This window comes from Myxococcus sp. MISCRS1, from assembly GCF_026626605.1.
In the GTDB taxonomy this organism is placed as follows: Bacteria; Myxococcota; Myxococcia; order Myxococcales; family Myxococcaceae; genus Myxococcus; species Myxococcus fulvus.
This window is the reverse complement of the sequence record NZ_JAPNKB010000001.1, coordinates 8,239,868-8,257,278: the sequence shown is the minus strand read 5'-3', so window position 1 is coordinate 8,257,278 and position 17,411 is coordinate 8,239,868. Positions and strand designations below refer to the sequence as shown.

General features: G+C 70.9%; 13 protein-coding genes. 7 read left to right on the top strand and 6 right to left on the bottom strand.

The features are described 5' to 3' along the window. Positions 1-43 precede the first annotated feature (43 nt). The 3 genes from OWM54_RS33005 to OWM54_RS32995 all read right to left on the bottom strand — a co-directional run bounded on the left by OWM54_RS33005 (position 44) and on the right by OWM54_RS32995 (position 3,790). Positions 44-436: a hypothetical protein gene (locus OWM54_RS33005; protein WP_267700046.1), complete on the bottom strand. Its 393-nt coding sequence runs from the start codon at positions 434-436 to the stop codon at positions 44-46. 224 nt (positions 437-660) lie between these two features. After that, complete coding sequence (locus OWM54_RS33000) at positions 661-2,454, bottom strand: bifunctional metallophosphatase/5'-nucleotidase (RefSeq protein WP_267700045.1); 1,794 nt, start codon at positions 2,452-2,454, stop codon at positions 661-663. A gap of 46 nt (positions 2,455-2,500) precedes the next feature. Continuing rightward, complete coding sequence (locus OWM54_RS32995) at positions 2,501-3,790, bottom strand: myxosortase-dependent phytase-like phosphatase (protein WP_267700044.1); 1,290 nt, start codon at positions 3,788-3,790, stop codon at positions 2,501-2,503. Between the two features lie 139 nt (positions 3,791-3,929). Here OWM54_RS32995 and gmd point away from each other — a divergent pair, with 139 nt between their 5' ends. The 3 genes from gmd (at position 3,930) to OWM54_RS32980 (ending at position 6,424) form a co-directional block, all read left to right on the top strand. Further along, positions 3,930-4,904: a GDP-mannose 4,6-dehydratase gene (gene gmd, locus OWM54_RS32990; protein ID WP_223745375.1), complete on the top strand. Its 975-nt coding sequence runs from the start codon at positions 3,930-3,932 to the stop codon at positions 4,902-4,904. Further along, positions 4,905-5,837, top strand: coding sequence for a GDP-mannose 4,6-dehydratase (locus OWM54_RS32985; protein ID WP_223745374.1), 933 nt, complete (start codon positions 4,905-4,907; stop codon positions 5,835-5,837). It begins immediately after the preceding gene. A gap of 77 nt (positions 5,838-5,914) precedes the next feature. Next, the gene (locus OWM54_RS32980) at positions 5,915-6,424 is read left to right on the top strand and encodes an NADAR family protein (RefSeq protein WP_223745373.1); all 510 of its coding nucleotides are present in this window, start codon (positions 5,915-5,917) and stop codon (positions 6,422-6,424) included. Here the strand turns inward: OWM54_RS32980 and OWM54_RS32975 are convergent. The 3 genes from OWM54_RS32975 to OWM54_RS32965 all read right to left on the bottom strand — a co-directional run bounded on the left by OWM54_RS32975 (position 6,421) and on the right by OWM54_RS32965 (position 8,881). Beyond that, positions 6,421-7,146 carry a hypothetical protein gene (locus tag OWM54_RS32975; protein ID WP_223745372.1) on the bottom strand — a complete coding sequence of 242 codons (726 nt, stop codon included), beginning with the start codon at positions 7,144-7,146 and terminating at the stop codon, positions 6,421-6,423. The genes OWM54_RS32980 and OWM54_RS32975 overlap by 4 nt on opposite strands. A 34-nt stretch (positions 7,147-7,180) precedes the next feature. Next, positions 7,181-7,708, bottom strand: a complete 528-nt coding sequence (locus tag OWM54_RS32970; RefSeq protein WP_223745371.1) for a hypothetical protein — start codon at positions 7,706-7,708, stop codon at positions 7,181-7,183. Between the two features lie 69 nt (positions 7,709-7,777). After that, positions 7,778-8,881 (bottom strand): glycosyltransferase family 4 protein, encoded by a 1,104-nt coding sequence (locus OWM54_RS32965; protein WP_267700043.1) that lies wholly within the window; start codon positions 8,879-8,881, stop codon positions 7,778-7,780. Between the two features lie 29 nt (positions 8,882-8,910). Here OWM54_RS32965 and OWM54_RS32960 point away from each other — a divergent pair, with 29 nt between their 5' ends. From OWM54_RS32960 to OWM54_RS32945, 4 genes are all read left to right on the top strand, one after another. After that, on the top strand, positions 8,911-11,145 hold the full coding sequence (locus OWM54_RS32960; protein WP_223745369.1) for a glycosyltransferase family 4 protein: 2,235 nt from the start codon (positions 8,911-8,913) through the stop codon (positions 11,143-11,145). Beyond that, on the top strand, positions 11,142-11,978 hold the full coding sequence (locus tag OWM54_RS32955) for a hypothetical protein (RefSeq protein WP_267700042.1): 837 nt from the start codon (positions 11,142-11,144) through the stop codon (positions 11,976-11,978). Before OWM54_RS32960 ends, OWM54_RS32955 begins: the two co-directional genes overlap by 4 nt. Before the next feature lie 410 nt (positions 11,979-12,388). After that, a complete protein-coding gene (locus OWM54_RS32950; protein ID WP_141328194.1) occupies positions 12,389-13,219 on the top strand; it encodes a glycosyltransferase in 831 nt (276 codons plus the stop codon). Positions 13,220-13,625: 406 nt separating this feature from the next. After that, positions 13,626-17,405, top strand: coding sequence for an FAD-dependent oxidoreductase (locus OWM54_RS32945; RefSeq protein ID WP_267700041.1), 3,780 nt, complete (start codon positions 13,626-13,628; stop codon positions 17,403-17,405). Positions 17,406-17,411 lie beyond the last annotated feature (6 nt).

Sequence of the window (17,411 nt, the reverse complement as noted above, 5' to 3'; positions counted from 1 at the left end):
ACGCGACCTCGTGGGAGTCCTCGCTGGAGCCTCGACGGGGCGATCAGCCCCGGATGTCCGGGAGCACGTCGGACGAGGCGGGCTCGTCGACCTCCTTGGGCGCGGCACGCTCGACGACCTGGAGCACCGGCGTCGGCTCCGAAGGCGCGGCGGCCTCGCCCTTGCCCGCCTTGGGCTTCTTGGTCCCCGCGCCCGAGCGGCATGTGCGGCACCAGGGCTGGTTCCGGATGGCACCGTCCGCCATCTTCCGCAGCCCGAACTGGGCCAGCGGCTTCAGCGTACGGCACTTGATGCACATCAACGAGATGAGGACCTCGTGACCATCCGCGTCGTAGACGGCGGACTTGCGCCGCTTGCGCGGCTGCGGCTGCCCCGGTTCACGCGGCTTCGCCTTCTCCGGCGGAGGCGTCATCATCGGGGTCACTTTGTAGAGCATGTCAGTCCCTCCCGCTCTCGGGGGCCCTCGCACGCAGTCCCTGATGGGGCCACCTCGGCACGGGCACTCGCGAGCCATAGAGTAAGGTGCCTTCCCTCCGTTGAAAACTGATCCCAGGCCGAAAATTCGGCCCGGGAGCGTTTTCATCGAAGTTTCCAAGGGTTGGACGGCCCCGTTCACTCCCAGCGGATCAACCCCCGGGCGAATTTTCAGCCCTGGCTCCCTCAACGCGAGGCGGTGGGACACGCCTCCGCGACACCGCTGTAGCGCACCCGCCCCAGAGCGGGCGTGGGCAGGACACCCCCATGGGAGCGGCCGTAGGCGATCAACGCCTCGCGCAGGTCCATTCCCTGGAACGGGGCCAGCTCCGCGCGCTCGGGAGGCAGCGGCCGCGTCACGCCCTCCACCCCGTCCCCACCCCGCGCGAGGAAGTCCGGCACCGCCACCCGGTAGCGCTTCTCGGCGACCAGGGGTTTTCCGCCCTCCAGCGTGACGGACAGGAGCCGCCCCGGCCCCAGGCAGCGCGCCAGCGTCAGCTCCAGCCCGGACACCGCGAACACCGCGCCCCGGTCCACGCCGTGCGCCAGCTTCAAGAGGAGCTCCAGCTCCGCGCCGGTGAGCGTCAGCACCGCCACCGTGTTGTCGAAGGGCAGCGCCTGGTAGACGTGGCCGAAGGACAGCACCCCACCCGGCAGGTCCGCGCGGATGCCACCGGGGTTCATCACCGCGGCGTCCGCGCCCACCGCCTCGCGCAGCGCGTCCGCGACGACGTTGCCCAGCGCCCCCTCCTCCGTGAAGCCCCGGGCCAGCGGCGACGCACAGGACACACCCGCTTGCCGCCGCTGCGCCGCGTCCACCTGCGCCAGCGTGGGCGCGAGCAGCGCCTCCACGTCCGAATCCGGGCGCACCTCGGCGCCCAGGAACCTCGACGGCACCAGCGTCACCTCGGCGCGCTCGCGCAGCCGCCGGCCATCACAGTCCCCATGGACCGCGTCCACCTGCGAGCACAGGGGAATCGCCGCCTGGATGCGGGTGAGCGACGGCTCCACGCGTCGGCGGACGGGGTCGACGAACAGCTCCACCACGCCCACCGAGCGCGCCAGCCCCGTCGTCTCGATGACGGGCACGCCCTGGATGAAGTGGCCCATCACCTGGTGCGTGTGCCCCGCGACCACCGCGTCCAGCGTGCCCGGTGGCAGCGCGGCCAGCATGTCGACAATCTCCGCGTCGCCGCGCTCGCAGCTCGACGTGTCGCGCGGGTTCGACAGGTCCGGGCAGTGCCCGCCCGCGTGCGCCACCGCCACCACCACGTCGGCGCCGCGCGCGCGCAGGGAGCGCGACGCCTCCAGCGCCGAGGACGCCAGGGGCAGAAAGCGCAGTGAGCCGACGTTGGCGGGGTTGGTGACGCTCGGCGTGGACTCCGTGGTGAGCCCCAGCACGCCCACGCGCACGCCCTTCACGGTGAGCAGGTGCGTGCCGTCGTTGCCGAGCCACGCGGGCGTCCTGCCCGTGGCCGCGTCGCGGAGATTGGCGGACAGCATGGGGAAGCGCGCCTGCTTCACCCGGGCCTTCAGCGCGCCGAGCGGATCCTCTCCCGGAGTCAGCGCCATGGGCGAGGCGCCCACCGGGCCGTAGTCGAACTCGTGGTTGCCGATGGCCGCCGCCGTGAAGCCCAGGTGGTTGTAGACGTCCACCACCACGGCGCCCTCGGTGAGGTTGGAGGCCAGCGTCCCCTGGAAGAGGTCGCCACCATCCAGCAGCAGCACGCCGCCCGGATTGTCCGCGCGCAGTCGGGCGACGTATGCGGCGAGGGTGGCCGCGCCGCCCTCCTCCACCACGCGCCCGTCGGAGAGCCGCGTGCGGTGCGGCTCCACGTTGCCATGGAAGTCGTTGAGGCCCACCAGGGTGAGCCGCACGGGCTCGGCCGGGGACGCGGCGGGCGTCGGGGTGGCGGGCGTGCCGGCGCAGGCGGCGGCACAGGTCGCGAGCGCGACGAGGAAGGGACGCGGTGAACGCATGAGCGTCCGCACTTCACCCCGCCGCGCGCCGTGATTCAACCGCGCTTCAGCGCTCGCGGCGACGTCGCACCGACAGGCCCAGGGCCAGCAGCCCGAGCACCACGCTGCCAGGCACCGACGCGGTGGCGCACGAGCAACCCGACCCGTCGTCCGCCTCGGGGAAGCCCCCCCCTCCCGGGATGCCCGGCCCGGGCCCACCGCCCCCACCTCCACCGCCGTCCGAGCCCGCGTCGGAGCCGCCATCCGTGCCGCCGTCCCCCTGCGAGGGACGCGTGTCGATGCGCAAGGGCGGCGTGAAGGCCTGCGCCACCTTGTCCCAACCCACCAGCTTCAGGTTCTGCTGGTTGCTGTTGTCGGAGTCCTGCGCGACGAACAGGCCATCGAGGAACTCGGGACCCACCGGCTGCGCGGACACGGCCAGCGCGAACGGCGACTCCACCGCGCCGATGCCGCCATCCCCCGCCACCATCTGGAACGAGCCCAGGAACGCGTACGTGCGGCGGTCCAGCACGCCGAACGAGTTGGAGGTCGTGTCCGCCGCCAGCAGGTAGCCCTGCGCGTTGGCGCCACGGTAGAGCGCGAGCCGGCTGACGGAGCCCGACAGGTTGCGGCCCGTGCCCGTCAGCGAGGCCACCTCGGTGCGGCTGGTCCCCCCGTTGGGCTCCGCGTTGTAGCGCCAGATGGCCACGCCGGACTGGACCACGTACACGTAGCCCAGCTCCTCGTCCGCCACGAGCCCGGTGATGGCGCCGCCCACATCCAGCGCGTCGCGCGCCAGCGTGGCCGACATCCCACCGTCCTCACCGGACAACTCGAACTGCAGGAGCGAACCGGACGGGTTGCCCGCGAACACATAGAACCGACCGGAGGAGGGGCTGCGATAGAGCGCCACGCTGTTGAACTGCGTGCTGTTGTTGACGAGCGGCGCCACGTTGATGCGCTCCACCTTGTTCGTCGCCCGCCGCCCATCCACCCGGTAGGCCGACAACCCGTTGACGCTGTTCGCCGTCACCGCGAGCGACAGGGTGTCGTTGCCCAGACGGAAGCCGTCACGCAGGGAGATGCCCAGCGTGGGCCCATCGAAGTCCGACTCCACCTGTTGACCATTCAACCCGAAGGTGAAGAGTCCGGAGTTGGCATTGTCATACGCCGTCAAGAGCAGGCTGTCGGCGCCCCCGTCCGCGCTGCCCACCCAGATGGCGACGTCGCGCAGGTTCGCCCCGCTGGCCCCGGGGTCCGGGGTCGTCTGACGGACAGGGGACACCCGCACGGGCTGGGCGAAGGCGGCCGCTCCGCTGAGGAACGCCGCCAGGGCGAGGATGAGAGGGTGACGCATGACCGGGCTCCAGGCAGGTGGGTCCGCCGTAACTTCGCACGCGGAGGATGCCTTTCAAGTGCGAAGGCTTCGGGAACGGTTGGCTCCAGCCAACCGTGTCGAGTACAAAGTGCGTCTTCCAGCCAACAGCGAAAAGACCATGGCGACCAAGCGCGCACTCATTACGGGCATCACGGGGCAGGACGGCAGCTATCTGGCGGAGCTGCTCCTTTCGAAGGGCTACGAGGTGCACGGAATGGTGCGCCGCTCCTCCGAGGAGAAGTTCGAGCGCATCCAGCACCTGCACGGGAAGATCCAGCTCCACCAGGGTGACCTGCTGGACCAGTTCTCGCTCGCGGCGCTGCTGAACCTGGTCAAGCCGGACGAGGTCTACAACCTGGCGGCGCAGTCGTTCGTACCCACCAGTTGGAACCAGCCGGTGCTCACCGGTGAGTTCACCGCGCTGGGCGTGACGAAGATGCTGGAGGCCATCCGCCACACGCGCCCGCAGGTGCGCTTCTACCAGGCGTCCTCGAGCGAGATGTTCGGCAAGGTGCTGGAGGTGCCGCAGACGGAGGACACGCCCTTCTACCCGCGCAGCCCGTACGGCGTGGCCAAGGCGTACGGCCACCACATCACCGTGAACTACCGCGAGTCGTTCGGCCTGTTCGCGGTCAGCGGCATCCTCTTCAACCACGAGTCGCCGCGCCGGGGCCTGGAGTTCGTCACGCGCAAGGTCACGTACAACGTGGCGCGCATCAAGCACGGCCTCCAGGAGAAGCTGCCCATGGGCAACCTGGACGCCAAGCGCGACTGGGGCTTCGCGGGTGACTACGTGGAGGCCATGTGGCTGATGCTCCAGCAGGAGAAGCCGGCCGACTACGTGGTGGCCACCAACGAGACGCACACGGTGCGGGAGCTGGTGGAGATTGCCTTCGCGCGCGTGGGCCTGGACTGGCAGAAGCACGTCTTCATCGACCCGGCCTTCGTGCGCCCGGCCGAGGTGGACCTGCTCATCGGTGACCCGGCCAAGGCCAAGAAGGAGCTGGGCTGGGAGCCCAAGGTGCGCTTCAAGCAGTTGGTGGAGATGATGGTGGACGCGGACCTGGAGCGCGTGAAGGCGGGGCAGCGGTAGATGCGCATTCTCGTCACGGGAGCGGATGGGTTCGTCGGCAGGCATCTGTGCGCGCTGTTGCGCGCCTGCGGCGATGAGGTGGTGGAGGCCCACGGGCCCCGCGGCGAGGGTGTGAGCAGCAGCGCCCTGCATTTCGACGTGGCCAACGAGGCCGCCGTGAAGGCGGCCGTCGCCGAGGCCCGGCCCGAAGGCGTCATCCACCTGGCCGGCTTCAGCTCGGTGGCCAAGAGCCACCACAACCCCTCGCGCGTGTTCGCGGTGAACACGATGGGGGTGGTGAACCTCCTGACGGCGCTGCGCGAGAACGCGCCGAAGACGCGCGTGGTGCTCGTGGGCTCAGGCGAGGTGTACGGCCCGGTGCCGGAGGGCACGCGCGCCCCCGAGAGCACGCCCGCCGTTCCGCTGAGCCCCTACGCGGCCTCCAAGTCCGCGGCGGAGCTGGCCGGCGTGCAGTTCCACCGCAGCTACGGGCTGGAGGTGATGATGGCCCGGCCCTTCAACCACCTGGGCGCGGGGCAGGACCCGACCTTCGTGGTGCCCTCGTTCGCCTCGCAGATTCGCGCCATCGGCCTGGGCACGGTGGACCCGGTGCTGCGCACGGGCAACCTGGACGCGGTGCGGGACTTCTCGCACGTGCGTGACGTGGTGGAGGCCTACCGGCTGCTGCTCGACAAGGGCGAGCCCGGGCAGGCGTACAACATCTGCTCCGGCGAGGGCCGCACCATCCGCAGCCTGCTGGAGGAGATGCTCCTGCTGGCCGGCGTGGACGCGCGCATCGAGTTGGATCCGGCGCGCCTGCGCCCCTCCGACATCCCCAGCCTCGTCGGCTCGCCCGACAAGCTGCGCGCGCTGGGTTGGGCGCCCAAGCTGACCGTGACGGACGCGCTGCGCGACGTGCTCGGTCCCAAGGTGCCCGGCGCCCAGCGCGCCTGAGTCCTCCCCGAGACGCCTGTCAGGATGCCGGGCCCCTGGTCGTTGGTGTAAAACCAACACGAACCAGGAGGCTCGGCATGGCAGGCACGCGGCGGCAGGACAGGTTCACCTTCTTCTGGACCCAGGAGTCCCCGTTCTCGCAGTGGCATCCCTGTGAGTTCCTGGTGGAGGGGGCCCGCTACAACTGCATGGAGCAGTACATGATGGCGGGCAAGGCGCGCCTCTTCGCGGATGAAGAGATGCTCGCGCGCATCATGGCGTCCGCGTCTCCCAAGTCGCAGAAGGCGCTGGGCCGCAAGGTGCGCGGCTTCGTGGAGGAGACGTGGGTGAAGGAGCGCGAGCGCATCATCTACGAGGGCAACCGCGCGAAGTTCACGCAGAATGCCGCGCTGCTGGAGGTGCTGCTCGCGAGCCAGGGCACGGAGCTGGTGGAGGCCAGTCCCATGGACCGCATCTGGGGCGTGGGGCTCGGCATGGATGACGCGCGCATCATGGACCCGTCCCAGTGGCGTGGGCTGAACCTGCTGGGCAAGGTGCTGACGCGCCTGAGGGATGACCTCATCGCGCAGGGTGTGGTGGCTCGCTAGCGCTCCACATGGGCCCAGGCCTCCAGCCGCCTGTCCAGGGCGGTGAGGGTCCACAGGTCCGCGGGATTGTCGGAGCGCACCGCGTCCAGGGCCGCTCTCAACGGAGCCCTGGCGCGCGCCTCGCCCCACTCGGACAACACGCGCAGCGCCATCAACGAGGGCTGACGCGAGAGCAGTCCGAGCAGTTCCTCCACCACGCGAGGGCTGCGCTCGTCGGCGAGACGCTGCACCGACTCGTGTCGCTCCTCCGGTGTCGAAGCGGTGTCCCTCAGTCGCTCCGCGAGCGCGTGGAAGCGGGCCTCGTCCAGCAGCTTGCGCGGGCCCGGCGTGTCCCAGTGCTCCACCGTGACGCTCGTGCGCGCGAACGCGACACACTCGCGGCGCAGGCCGTCGTCGTCGAACAGACCCATGAGGCGCTCGGGCGCGGGCCGCCCGCCCACGAGCAGCCCCGCCGCGCGCTCCGCCAGCCCGTCCGCGACGCCAAGCAGGTGCACCCGAATCACCGTGGCCTCCGCGTCGGCGCGGACCTCGACGGGCACCCGCTCCGACTTGAGGAACACCTCGGCGAGGCCGCGCTGGGACACGTACCAGCGATACTCCAGCCACACCGCGCTCGGACGCTCGACGAAGCGCGCGTCCTCGGCCTCGACGAGCCGGGGCGCGCCTTCCGCCACGCCGCCGAAGCAGCGCTCCAACAGCGCCAGGGCCTCGGTGAGCTTCATGTCGCGTCCACGCGCATCAGGCCGGCGCTCCCGCTCAGAACGAGTACGGCACGGGCGCGGACACGCCGAGCAGCGACAGGTCCACCGTGCCGCGCGTGTTGCTCTGGCCGGACTGCGCCTGGGCGATGGGGCTCACGTCGAAGCGGAGCTCGGCGAACTTCATGGCCTTGCAGCGGTCCCCATGGCCATCGTGAATCAGGACCAGGTTCGCCACCGGCGTGGCCCCGGCCTTCGACTGGAGCTGCCCGTCCCAGGCCAGCTCGTACGTGTGCTCGGCGCAGCCGCCCCCGTGCGCGACGTTGAGCGTCAGCACGTTGCCTTCGAGCTTCGCGTTCTCGATGTTGATGGGGTCCTGGGGCTGAGGGTCCGCCTTCACCACGAGCGGCGTGGCGTCGGTCCGATTCGCCGGGGACGCCCCCTCTTCCGCGGGCGTCTCCGTCTCCGGAATGGCCACCGCGTCCTGGGGCACCGCCGGCTCCGCGGGCTCCTGCCGCGTGGACTTGCTCGCACAGCCGATGAGAAGACCGCTCAACACGAGGCCACTCCACATGAGCTTCCGCATCCGCATCCTCCCGTCACGACTCCTCGGCGGAGCCCGATTGCCCGCCGACCCGACACACGCTTGCGAGCCTCAGCGTCGGAGCGCGGCCTCGTAGGCCGCCAGCGTCCCCTCGGCCGTCCGTTTCCAGGTGAACTCCGCGGCCCGCGCGCGGCCCCGCTCCGCGAAGGCCCGCCGCTCCTCGGGGGAGCGCAGGAGCCGGTGGATGGACTCGGCGAGCCCCTCCGCGTCGTCCGGGCGCACCGCCAGCGCCGCGTCGCCGCAGACCTCCGGCAGCGAGCCCGCCGTCGAGACGATGGCGGGGGTGCCCAACCGCATCGCCTCCAACGGAGGCAGGCCGAAGCCCTCGTAGCGCGAGGGGAAGACGAACAGCGCCGCGCGCCGCATCAGCTCGTAGAACACGGGCTCGGCCTGATAGCCGAGCGGACGGATGTCGTGCCCTTCCGCGCGCAGCCGCGCGATGCGGGACTCCACGCGGCCGGAGCCGAACCAGCTCTGCCCCGCGAGCACGAGCGACGCGGGCCGCCCCTGCGCGCGCAGCCGCTCCATCGCATCCAGCACCAGGTTCACGTTCTTGCGGACATCGAGCGAGCCCGCGTAGAGCACGTAGTCCCTGGGCAGCGCGAGCGAGCGCAGGTAGTCCGCGCTGGTCGCGTCCAGCACGGGCGCGTTCACGTGGTCCACGCCGATGGGGACCACCACCGCGCGCGAGGCGACCTCGGGGAAGCGCTCCAGCAGGTCATCGCGCGTGCGCGCGCTGATGCACAGCACCTGGTCCGCCAGCAGCAGGCTGCGCGACAACCACAGCCGGAACTGCCACCGGAACTTCGCGGACACGGTGTCCGGCATGATGAGCGGAATCAGGTCCAGCACCGTGAGCACGTAGGCGGTGCCGGGCACGCGCGTCAGGGGCAGGTTGAAGTTGCCCAGCGCGTGGTAGAGCGCGGGCCGCGAACGCTCGAGCAGCTTGGGCAGCCGGGCGAGCGTCCAGGCGGTGCGGCCGCCGTTGCCCCTCGGATGGTCGCCGGAGTCGCGCGCGCCCAGCTTCTCCAGCGAGACGCCTCGGGCCTCGAGCGCGCCAGCGAGACAGCGGGTGTACAGGCCGATGCCGGTGGTGGGCTCATCCCAGAGCGTGGCGTCGAAAGCGATGGAGCCGATGGACACGGGGCGCCTCATAGCACGGCCGTGTGATAGGCAGGGCGCGCATGGCGATCCACCAGTTGATAGCGAGCTTCGTGCCCGGCGACGCCACCGGGCAGGCCGCGCTGCACCTCCAGCTCCTCCTGCGCCGACTGGGCGTATGGGGCGGCCTGTACGCCGACGAGGTGGGCGCGGGCCTGGAAGGGCTGGCGAGCCCCGCCTCCGAGCTGAAGCCGGCGCCGGATGACCTGGTGCTGTACCACCACGGCATCGCCTCGCCGCTGAGCAGTCGCCTGATGCACCTGCCCTGTCGCAAGGGGCTCGTCTTCCACAACATCAGCCCCGCGCGCTTCTACACGGGCCTGTCGCTGGAGAACGCGCTGCTCGCCGGACGTGCGCAGCTGGCCGCCATGGCGCCCTTCGTGGACGTGGCCATCGGCGTGTCGGACTACAACGCCGCGGAGCTGCGCGTCGCGGGCTATCGCAACGTCCACACGGTGCCGTTGCTCATCGAGCCGGAGCGCTTCGGGCCCGACCGCGCCGACGCGAAGCTCCTGAGCAGGCTGGCGGGCCCGGGGCCGGTGCTGCTCGGTGTCAGCCGGGTGATGCCGCACAAGCGCTTCGAGGACCTCATCGCCCTGCACCGCGAGGTATTGCGGCTGCGGCCCCAGGCGCGGCTGTTGATGGTCGGCGGCTATGAGCCGGGCAGCCGCTACTTCCGCTCGCTCGAGAAGCAGGCCAAGGGGCTGAGCGGGGTGAGCTTCCTGGGGCGGCTGAGCCACGCGGAGCTGGTGGCCGCGTACCGCTCCGCGTCCGTGTTCGTGTCGATGAGCGAGCACGAGGGCTTCGGGGTTCCGCTCATCGAGGCCATGGCGTCGGACGTGCCCGTGCTGGCGTACGGCGCCGCCGCGGTGCCGGAGACGCTGGGCGGCGCGGGCATCGCGTTCGACCAGAAGCGCTTCGCCTTCCTCGCGGAGCTGGCGGTGGACCTGAGCGAGGACCTCTCCCTGCGTGAGCCCGTCATCGCGGGCCAGCGTCGAAGGCTGGAGCACTTCTCCGCGCCCTCGGTGCAGCGCGCGCTGTCCCGAGCGCTGGAGCCCTACCTGCCGGCGCCGCGAGTCCGTCGGGCGGCGCCGAAGCGGCCCCGGGTGGCGGTGGTGGTGCAGCGGTACGGCGAGGTGACGGGCGGCGCGGAGATGCTGGCCGCGCAGGTGGCCGAGCGGCTCACGCCGCACTGGGACCTCACGGTGCTGACCACGTGCGCGAAGAACCACCTGTCCTGGGAGAATCACTTCCCCGCGGGACCGGACCGGGTGCGCGGCGTGGACGTGCTGCGCTTCCCCGTCACGCGCGTGCGCAACATCCGGGGCTTCAACGGGCTGTCGCGCAAGCTCTTCGACAAGAGCAACGAGCGGCTGCGCGAGGAGCAGTGGGTGGCCGAGCAAGGCCCCCTGGCCCCAGGGCTGCTCCACCACCTGGCCTCCACGCGCGACGCGTATGACGGCTACCTGTTCTTCACGTACCTGTATGCGCCCACGGTGTGGGGCATGCCGCTGGTGGCGGACCGCTCGCTGCTCGTGCCCACCACGCATGACGAGGCGCCCATCCGCTTCGATGCGTACCGCGACGTCTTCGAGCTTCCCCGCGCGCTGCTGTGCCTGACGCCGGAGGAGCTGACCATCATCGAGAAGTACTTCCCGAACCACGCGAGGACACGCGTGGTGGGCGTGGGCGTGGAGCGGCCCTCGGCGGACGGAGCGCGCTTCCGACAGAAGCACGGCGTGCACCGCGACTACCTCCTGTATGTGGGCCGTCAGGAGCCGGGCAAGGGTGTCCCCGAGCTGCTCGAGTTCCATCAGGCCTTGAAGCACCGGTACGCGGACGCGCCGGACCTGGTGCTCGCGGGGGACGCGCACATGTCCCTGGAGGGCGATGGCGTGCGCTATCTGGGGCGCATCCCCGAGCAGGACAAGCACGACGCGCTGGCCGGAGCGCTGGCGGTGGTGGTGCCGTCGCGCTACGAGAGCCTGTCGCTCCTGACGCTGGAGGCGTTCGCGCAAGGCACGCCGGTATTGGTGAACGGGCGCTCGGACGTGCTGGTGGGACAGGTGGAGCGCAGCGGCGCGGGGCGCGCCTATACGGACCTGGCGTCGTTCATCCAGGGGCTGCGCGAGGTGGGCGAGGCGCGCAAGGCGCTGGGGGCGAAGGGGCTGGCGTACGTGAAGAAGCAGGGATGGCCGCAGGTGGTGGCCACCTACCGGGACGAGCTGCAACGCATCCTCGAGGAGAAGCACCGATGAAGCTGCTGGGACGCGACATTCCCGCGCGGGAGCTGCTGGCCCGCATCGAGGAGCGCCTGCGAACGCGCGGGCTGCCCACCTCCGAGCCGGTGGAGGTGCCCGCCGAGGGCGTGGAGCCCCGGCTGGAGCCGCTGACGTTCAACCTGCACGCGCTCGAGGAGAACGCCGACGCGACACGCGCGCTGCCGCTGCAGACGCACCGGGGCGGCGTGGGGCAGCTCGTCGTGGTGGCGAAGTGGGCGTTCCGCAAGTCGTGCCAGGTGTTCATCAACGAGGCCCTGGGACGGCAGCGCGTGTTCAACGGGCACGTGCGTGACTCGTACGCCCAGCTCTCCGCGGAGGTCCTCCGACTGCGCCGCGAGGTGGAGCAACTGCGCGCGCGACAGGCGAGCCCCCCGGTCGAGGAGTCGCGAGGCCCAGTGACGTCGGGTACTCCGGAAACGGCGGCACGCCCCTCGCTGACGAGGAGCACGTCCAGGACGGAGAGACAGGGGTCACACGCGCCGACGAGCGTCGAGCCGCCTGCTCCACGGCCTCCGCGCGCCGCCGGAACGGCGCACACCGACGCGGGGCCGGGCGCGGACAAGGTCATGCAGCAGAAGGGGACTTCGACCTCGCGGAGTCACGAAGCGAAACAGGGTCGTGAGGCGACGTCGTCGCAGGACGGGCATGGCGCACGGAGCACGCCGCGCGATGCCGCGGAGGTACTGCCCAAGCCTCGCACCACCAGGACGGAGACCGTGACGTCGGCGAAGGAGCAGACGCCACCGACCGACAAGTCGGCCCGCCCCAAGGATGGCGCGAAGTCCCGTCGCCCCAAGCGACGCCGATAGAGCACCTCGCTCCATGGGATTCCTGGGGCAGCGCGAAGCCTCGCCGCCCCATGCGAGGTCACCGCGCTCCTGGCGGCTCCCAGAGCGCGCCGAGCCCTCCGGTCCAAGCGGCGCCGCCAGGACACAGCGCGGCGCCAGGCCCCGCCACTCCCCGCGGTGCTGTGGAGCCACGGCGCGCCTCGAGTGACTCGAAGCAGCATCCGCGCCAACCTGGTGCACCTCGCTCACCGGGCGAGGAGCCTCCATCGGCGTCGCGCGACGGCCCGTCCGGAGGCCATGAGCGATACAGCAACCCCGTTGCGATTCCCGCTTCGCCCAAGCACGGAGTCCGGAGGGCCTCCTGAAGTACCGGCCCACACGCCCGCCCCCCTCGCGTTGACGCCCCTGCCCCACCGTGCTCAAACCGGCGCGTGGGAGCTCCGTCCATCAGCGTCGTCATCCCCGCGTACAACGAGGGGCAGCGCCTGCCTCGCTTCGTGGCGTCGCTCACCCACGTCGCCCTTGGGCAGCCGACGCCACGGGTGGAGTTCCTCGTCGTCGACGACGGCAGCGCGCCCGAGCACGCCACCCTTCAGCGAGCCAGCGTCGAGCAGGCCCAGGCCCGGCTCTCCGCCGCGGGCTCGCACCACCGCTTCACCTACGTCGCCGCGCCTCGCAATGGCGGCAAGGGCTCCGCCATCCGGCTCGGCTGGCGCCATGCCTCCACTGACTCCACCTGGCTCGCGTTCCTGGACGCGGACGGCGCCATCAGCGCGGACGAGCTCTTCCGACTGGTCCGCCTGTCCGACGCCCCCGAAGCCCAGGCCGTGGATGTCCTCGCCGGCTCACGCATCCTCATGGCCGGCCGCCGCGTGGTGCGAAACCTGGGCCGGCACCTGCAGGGCCGCATCTTCGCCACGCTGACGGACATGAACTTCGGCCTGCACTTCTACGACACGCAATGTGGCGTGAAGCTCATCCGCGCCCGCGTGCTGCACCCGCTCCTCGACGTGCTGCGCGAGGAGCGCTGGCTGCTCGACGTGGAGCTGCTCGCCCTCCTCAAGCGCCAGGGCGCCCGCTGCCTGGAGGTCCCCATCGACTGGGAGGACTTCGGCGGCTCCAAGGTCATCCCCGGGCTCGACGCGGCCCGCATGTTCTGGGGGCTGTTCAAGCTCCGCCGCCGACTGGACCACCTCACCCTCCCCGCTCCGGGCTCGCGCGAACCACTCCCCGCGAACCTGCCCCCCACTGATACCCGGTGACAGCCGCAGCGGAATGGCCGGGCCCCGGGTGCGATACGCCCTCCCCAGGGCGACATGTCGGAGGGGTACGGAGCACCCTCTCCCGAAGGGCGAGCGACCAGCGGGCCGTCCGAGTCACCCGCCCCTCGTCGGGCCAACCCATTGGCCTCATTCCAACCCACGAGCGTCCCGGTGCGGGCCGCTCAAGCCCTGGCGCATCCTGCCGACGGCCCCGACCTGTCCCGGAGGCCAGCAGATGGAGGGCGGCTGATGTCCGCCCTTCGCGTTACAACCCCAGGGAAGCCACTTGCTCCCATCGCCCGGTTTCACGCGGCGTCGCGAGGCCGCTTGCTTTCCGGGCGGCTCACCGCGAAATAGGCCCCGCACGCGAGCCGTTGCTCCGGGTTCCTCCTACACCTTCAGTGATATGCGCGCCCTGACCGACCTGCCCAATGACCCTGGCCCCTCCCTCCAACTGGGCCTGCCGGGCTTCACCTTCGAGGACCTCTACCGCCCGCGCGGCCTGCGCCGGCTGGCCCAGAGCTTCGACGCACGGCTCGCCGAGGACGAGCCGGAGCTGTTCCAGGCGTTCGACGCCTATCGCAAGTCCCAGGGCAAGAGCCTCACCGGCCCCGCCGAGTCCGACCTGCTGGTGCGCGTGGCCCGCCACATGTCGCGCTTCGTGGCCCGGCTCTTCCGCGTCGAGTCCGAGCTCGACAGGCTGATGGGCCACCTCAAGGGGGAGCTGCCCCTCTTCGACTTCAAGCGCGAGTTCATCACGCGCCGCGTCTTCAAGAAGGGCGCCCCGGACCGCCCGACGCTGGCCGAGTTCCCCTCGCTGGACGGCCGCATGCGGCGGATGCTCCAGCTGGGCTTCCCGGAGGCGCTCTCCACCGGCGACTTCGAGCGAGGGCTCGCCGAGTCCGTCCTCAGCCTGATGGAGCTCGAGCGCCTGTTCTCCGGCAACCTCCCCGCCGAGCAGCAGGAGAAGGCCCCTGCCCTGCGCGAGCGCTGGACGGCCCTGCGCGCAGCGCTCGTGGCGACCCCGGAGGGCCGCGAGGCGTTCGGCTCCAGCCTCGTCACGCAAGGCGATGACGCCGCGGAGCTGCAGGCCGTGCGCGCCCTGCTGTCGCTGGCGGACCGCTGGACGTACGCGCGCGCGCTGCACCCGGAGACCAAGGACCAGTTCCACACGTGGCCCACCCACCGCGTGCCCAAGCCGCTGGTGTTCGACCAGCTGGTGCACCTGCAGCGTCCGGACGCCGAGCTGCCCGAGGCCACCGAGGGCCTGGAGCACCACCTGCGCCACCGCGACGGCTTCAAGCTCACCGACCGCCGGGGCACCCAGCGCGACGTGATGAACGAGGTGGACTACTGCGTGCTCTGCCACGAGCGCCAGAAGGACTCCTGCTCCACGGGCTTCCCCGCCAAGGACAAGGTCGCCGAGGGTCACAGCTACAAGAAGAACCCCCTGGGCATCCCCCTCACGGGCTGTCCCCTGGACGAGCGCATCTCCGAGGCCCACCTGCTCAAGCGCGAGGGCAACTCGCTGGCGGCGCTGGCCATGGTGACGCTGGACAACCCGATGTGCCCGGGCACCGGCCACCGCATCTGCAACGACTGCATGAAGGCCTGCATCTTCCAGAAGCAGGAGCCGGTGAACATCCCCCTGGCGGAGACGGCCGCGCTGACGGACGTGCTGGACCTGCCCTGGGGCTTCGAAATCTACGGCCTGCTCACGCGCTGGAACCCGCTCAACGTGCGCCGGCCGTACGCGCTGCCCTACGTGGGCCGCAACGTCATGGTCGTGGGCCTGGGCCCCGCCGGCTACACGCTGTCGCACTACCTGCTCAACGAGGGCTTCGGCGTCACGGGCGTGGACGGCCTCAAGATCGAACCGTTCTCCGACGAGTTGGTGGGCCGCAACGGCCACGCGCTCACGCCCATCCGCGACTGGCGCTCGCTGACGCGCGAGCTGGACGAGCGCGTGCTCGAGGGCTTCGGCGGCGTGTCCGAGTACGGAATCACCGTGCGCTGGGACAAGAACTTCCTCACGCTCATTCACCTGACGCTGGCCCGGCGCGAGGGCTTCCGCATCCACGGCGGCGTGCGCTTCGGTGGCACGCTCACCATCGAGGACGCGTGGGAGCTGGGCTTCGACCACGTCGCCATCGCCGCCGGCGCCGGGCGCCCCACCATCATCGGGATGAAGAACAACCTCATCCGGGGCATCCGCAAGGCGAGCGACTTCCTCATGGCGCTGCAGCTCACCGGCGCCTTCAAGAAGGACTCGCTGGCCAACCTCCAGGTGCAGCTGCCCGCCATCGTCATCGGCGGCGGCCTCACCGGCGTCGACACCGCCACGGAGCTGATGGCGTACTACCCGGTGCAGGTGGAGAAGGCGCTCGCGCGCCACGAGAAGCTCGCCGCGGAGCTGGGCGAGGAGGCCGTCTTCGCGCGGCTGGACGCCGAGGAGCGCGCCACCTACCAGACCTTCCTCGAGCACGGCCGCGCGGTGCGCGCCGAGCGTGAGCGCGCGAAGGCCGAGGGCGGCACGCCCGACTTCATCAAGCTGGTGCGCGCCTGGGGCGGCGTCAGCCTGGCCTACCGCCGCAGCCTCACCGAGTCCCCCGCCTACCGCCTCAACCACGAGGAGGTGACGAAGGCGCTGGAGGAGGGCATCCGCTTCATCGAGCGGATGAGCCCCGTGGAGGCCATTCCGGACGCGACGGGCGCGGTGCGCGCGCTGCGCTTCGAGCGCATGGTGACCGTCGACGGCAAGCTCAAGGGCAGCGGCCAGTTCTTCGAGCTGCCCGCGCGCACGGTGTGCGTGGCCGCCGGCACCTCGCCCAACGTCACCTACGAGCGCGAGTACCCGGGCACCTTCCAGCTCGACGAGGGCGGCGACTACTTCCAGGGCCACTCCCTGGTGGAGACGGCGGACGGCTTCACGCTCGAGCGCGTGGAGGCCAGCGAGGACCTGGACGCCAAGGTGGGCTTCTTCACGTCGTACGCGAAGGACGGCCACTTCATCTCCTTCTACGGCGACAACCACCCCACCTACGCGGGCAACGTGGTGAAGGCCATGGCCAGCGCGAAGGACGGCTACGGTGAGGTGGCCCGCCTGTACGCGAAGGAGGTGGCCGCGCTCGACTTCGACGACGAGGTGGCCCAGGCCCGCCGTGACGAGCAGCGCGCCGCGCACTTCGCGAAGCTGGACGCCGCGTTCAACGCCACCATCGTCGCCGTCAAGCGCCTTACCCCGACCATCGTGGAGGTGGTGGTGAAGGCGCCCTACGCGGCCAGCCACTTCCAGCCCGGCCAGTTCTACCGGCTCCAGAACTTCGAGCGGAACGCGCCCGTGGTGGACGGCATGCGCCTCACCATGGAGGGCCTGGCCCTCACCGGCGCGTGGGTGGACAAGGAGAAGGGGCTGATGGGCACCATCGTGCTGGAGATGGGCTCGTCCTCGCGCCTGTGCTCCGCGCTCACCCCGGGCGAGAGCGTGGTGCTGATGGGCCCCACGGGCGCGCCCACGGAGATTGGCCACAACGAGACGGTGGTGCTCGTGGGCGGCGGCCTGGGCAACGCGGTGCTCTTCTCCATCGCCCGCTCGCTCAAGGCCGCGGGCTGCCGCGTCGTCTACTTCGCCGGCTACCGGCTCAAGTCGGACTCCTTCAAGCAGGACGAAATCGAGGCGGGCACGGACCAGATTGTGTGGTCCGTGGACACCGGGGAGACGATCGAGCCCCGGCGCCCGCAGGACTCGGCCTTCCGAGGCAACGTGGTGCAGGCCATGCTGGCCTACGCCGAGGGCAAGCTCGCCGCGCCCTCGCTCATCCCGCTCTCGGAGGTGGACCGCATCATCGCCATCGGCTCGGACCGGATGATGCGCGCGGTCGCCGAGGCCCGCCACGGCGTGCTCCAGCCGTACCTGAAGCCGGACCACGAGGCCATCGGCTCCATCAACTCGCCGATGCAGTGCATGATGAAGGAGATCTGCGCCCAGTGCCTCCAGCGGCACGTGGACCCGCGCACCGGCAAGGAGACGTGGGTCTTCTCCTGCTACAACCAGGACCAGCGCCTGGACCAGGTCGACTTCGTCAACCTGAACCAGCGGCTGCGCGGCAACACGGTGATGGAGAAGGTCGCCGACCTGTACCTGGCGCAGTTGCTCAAGAAGGCCCCGCACCTCAAGCGCGTGTGAGGGGCC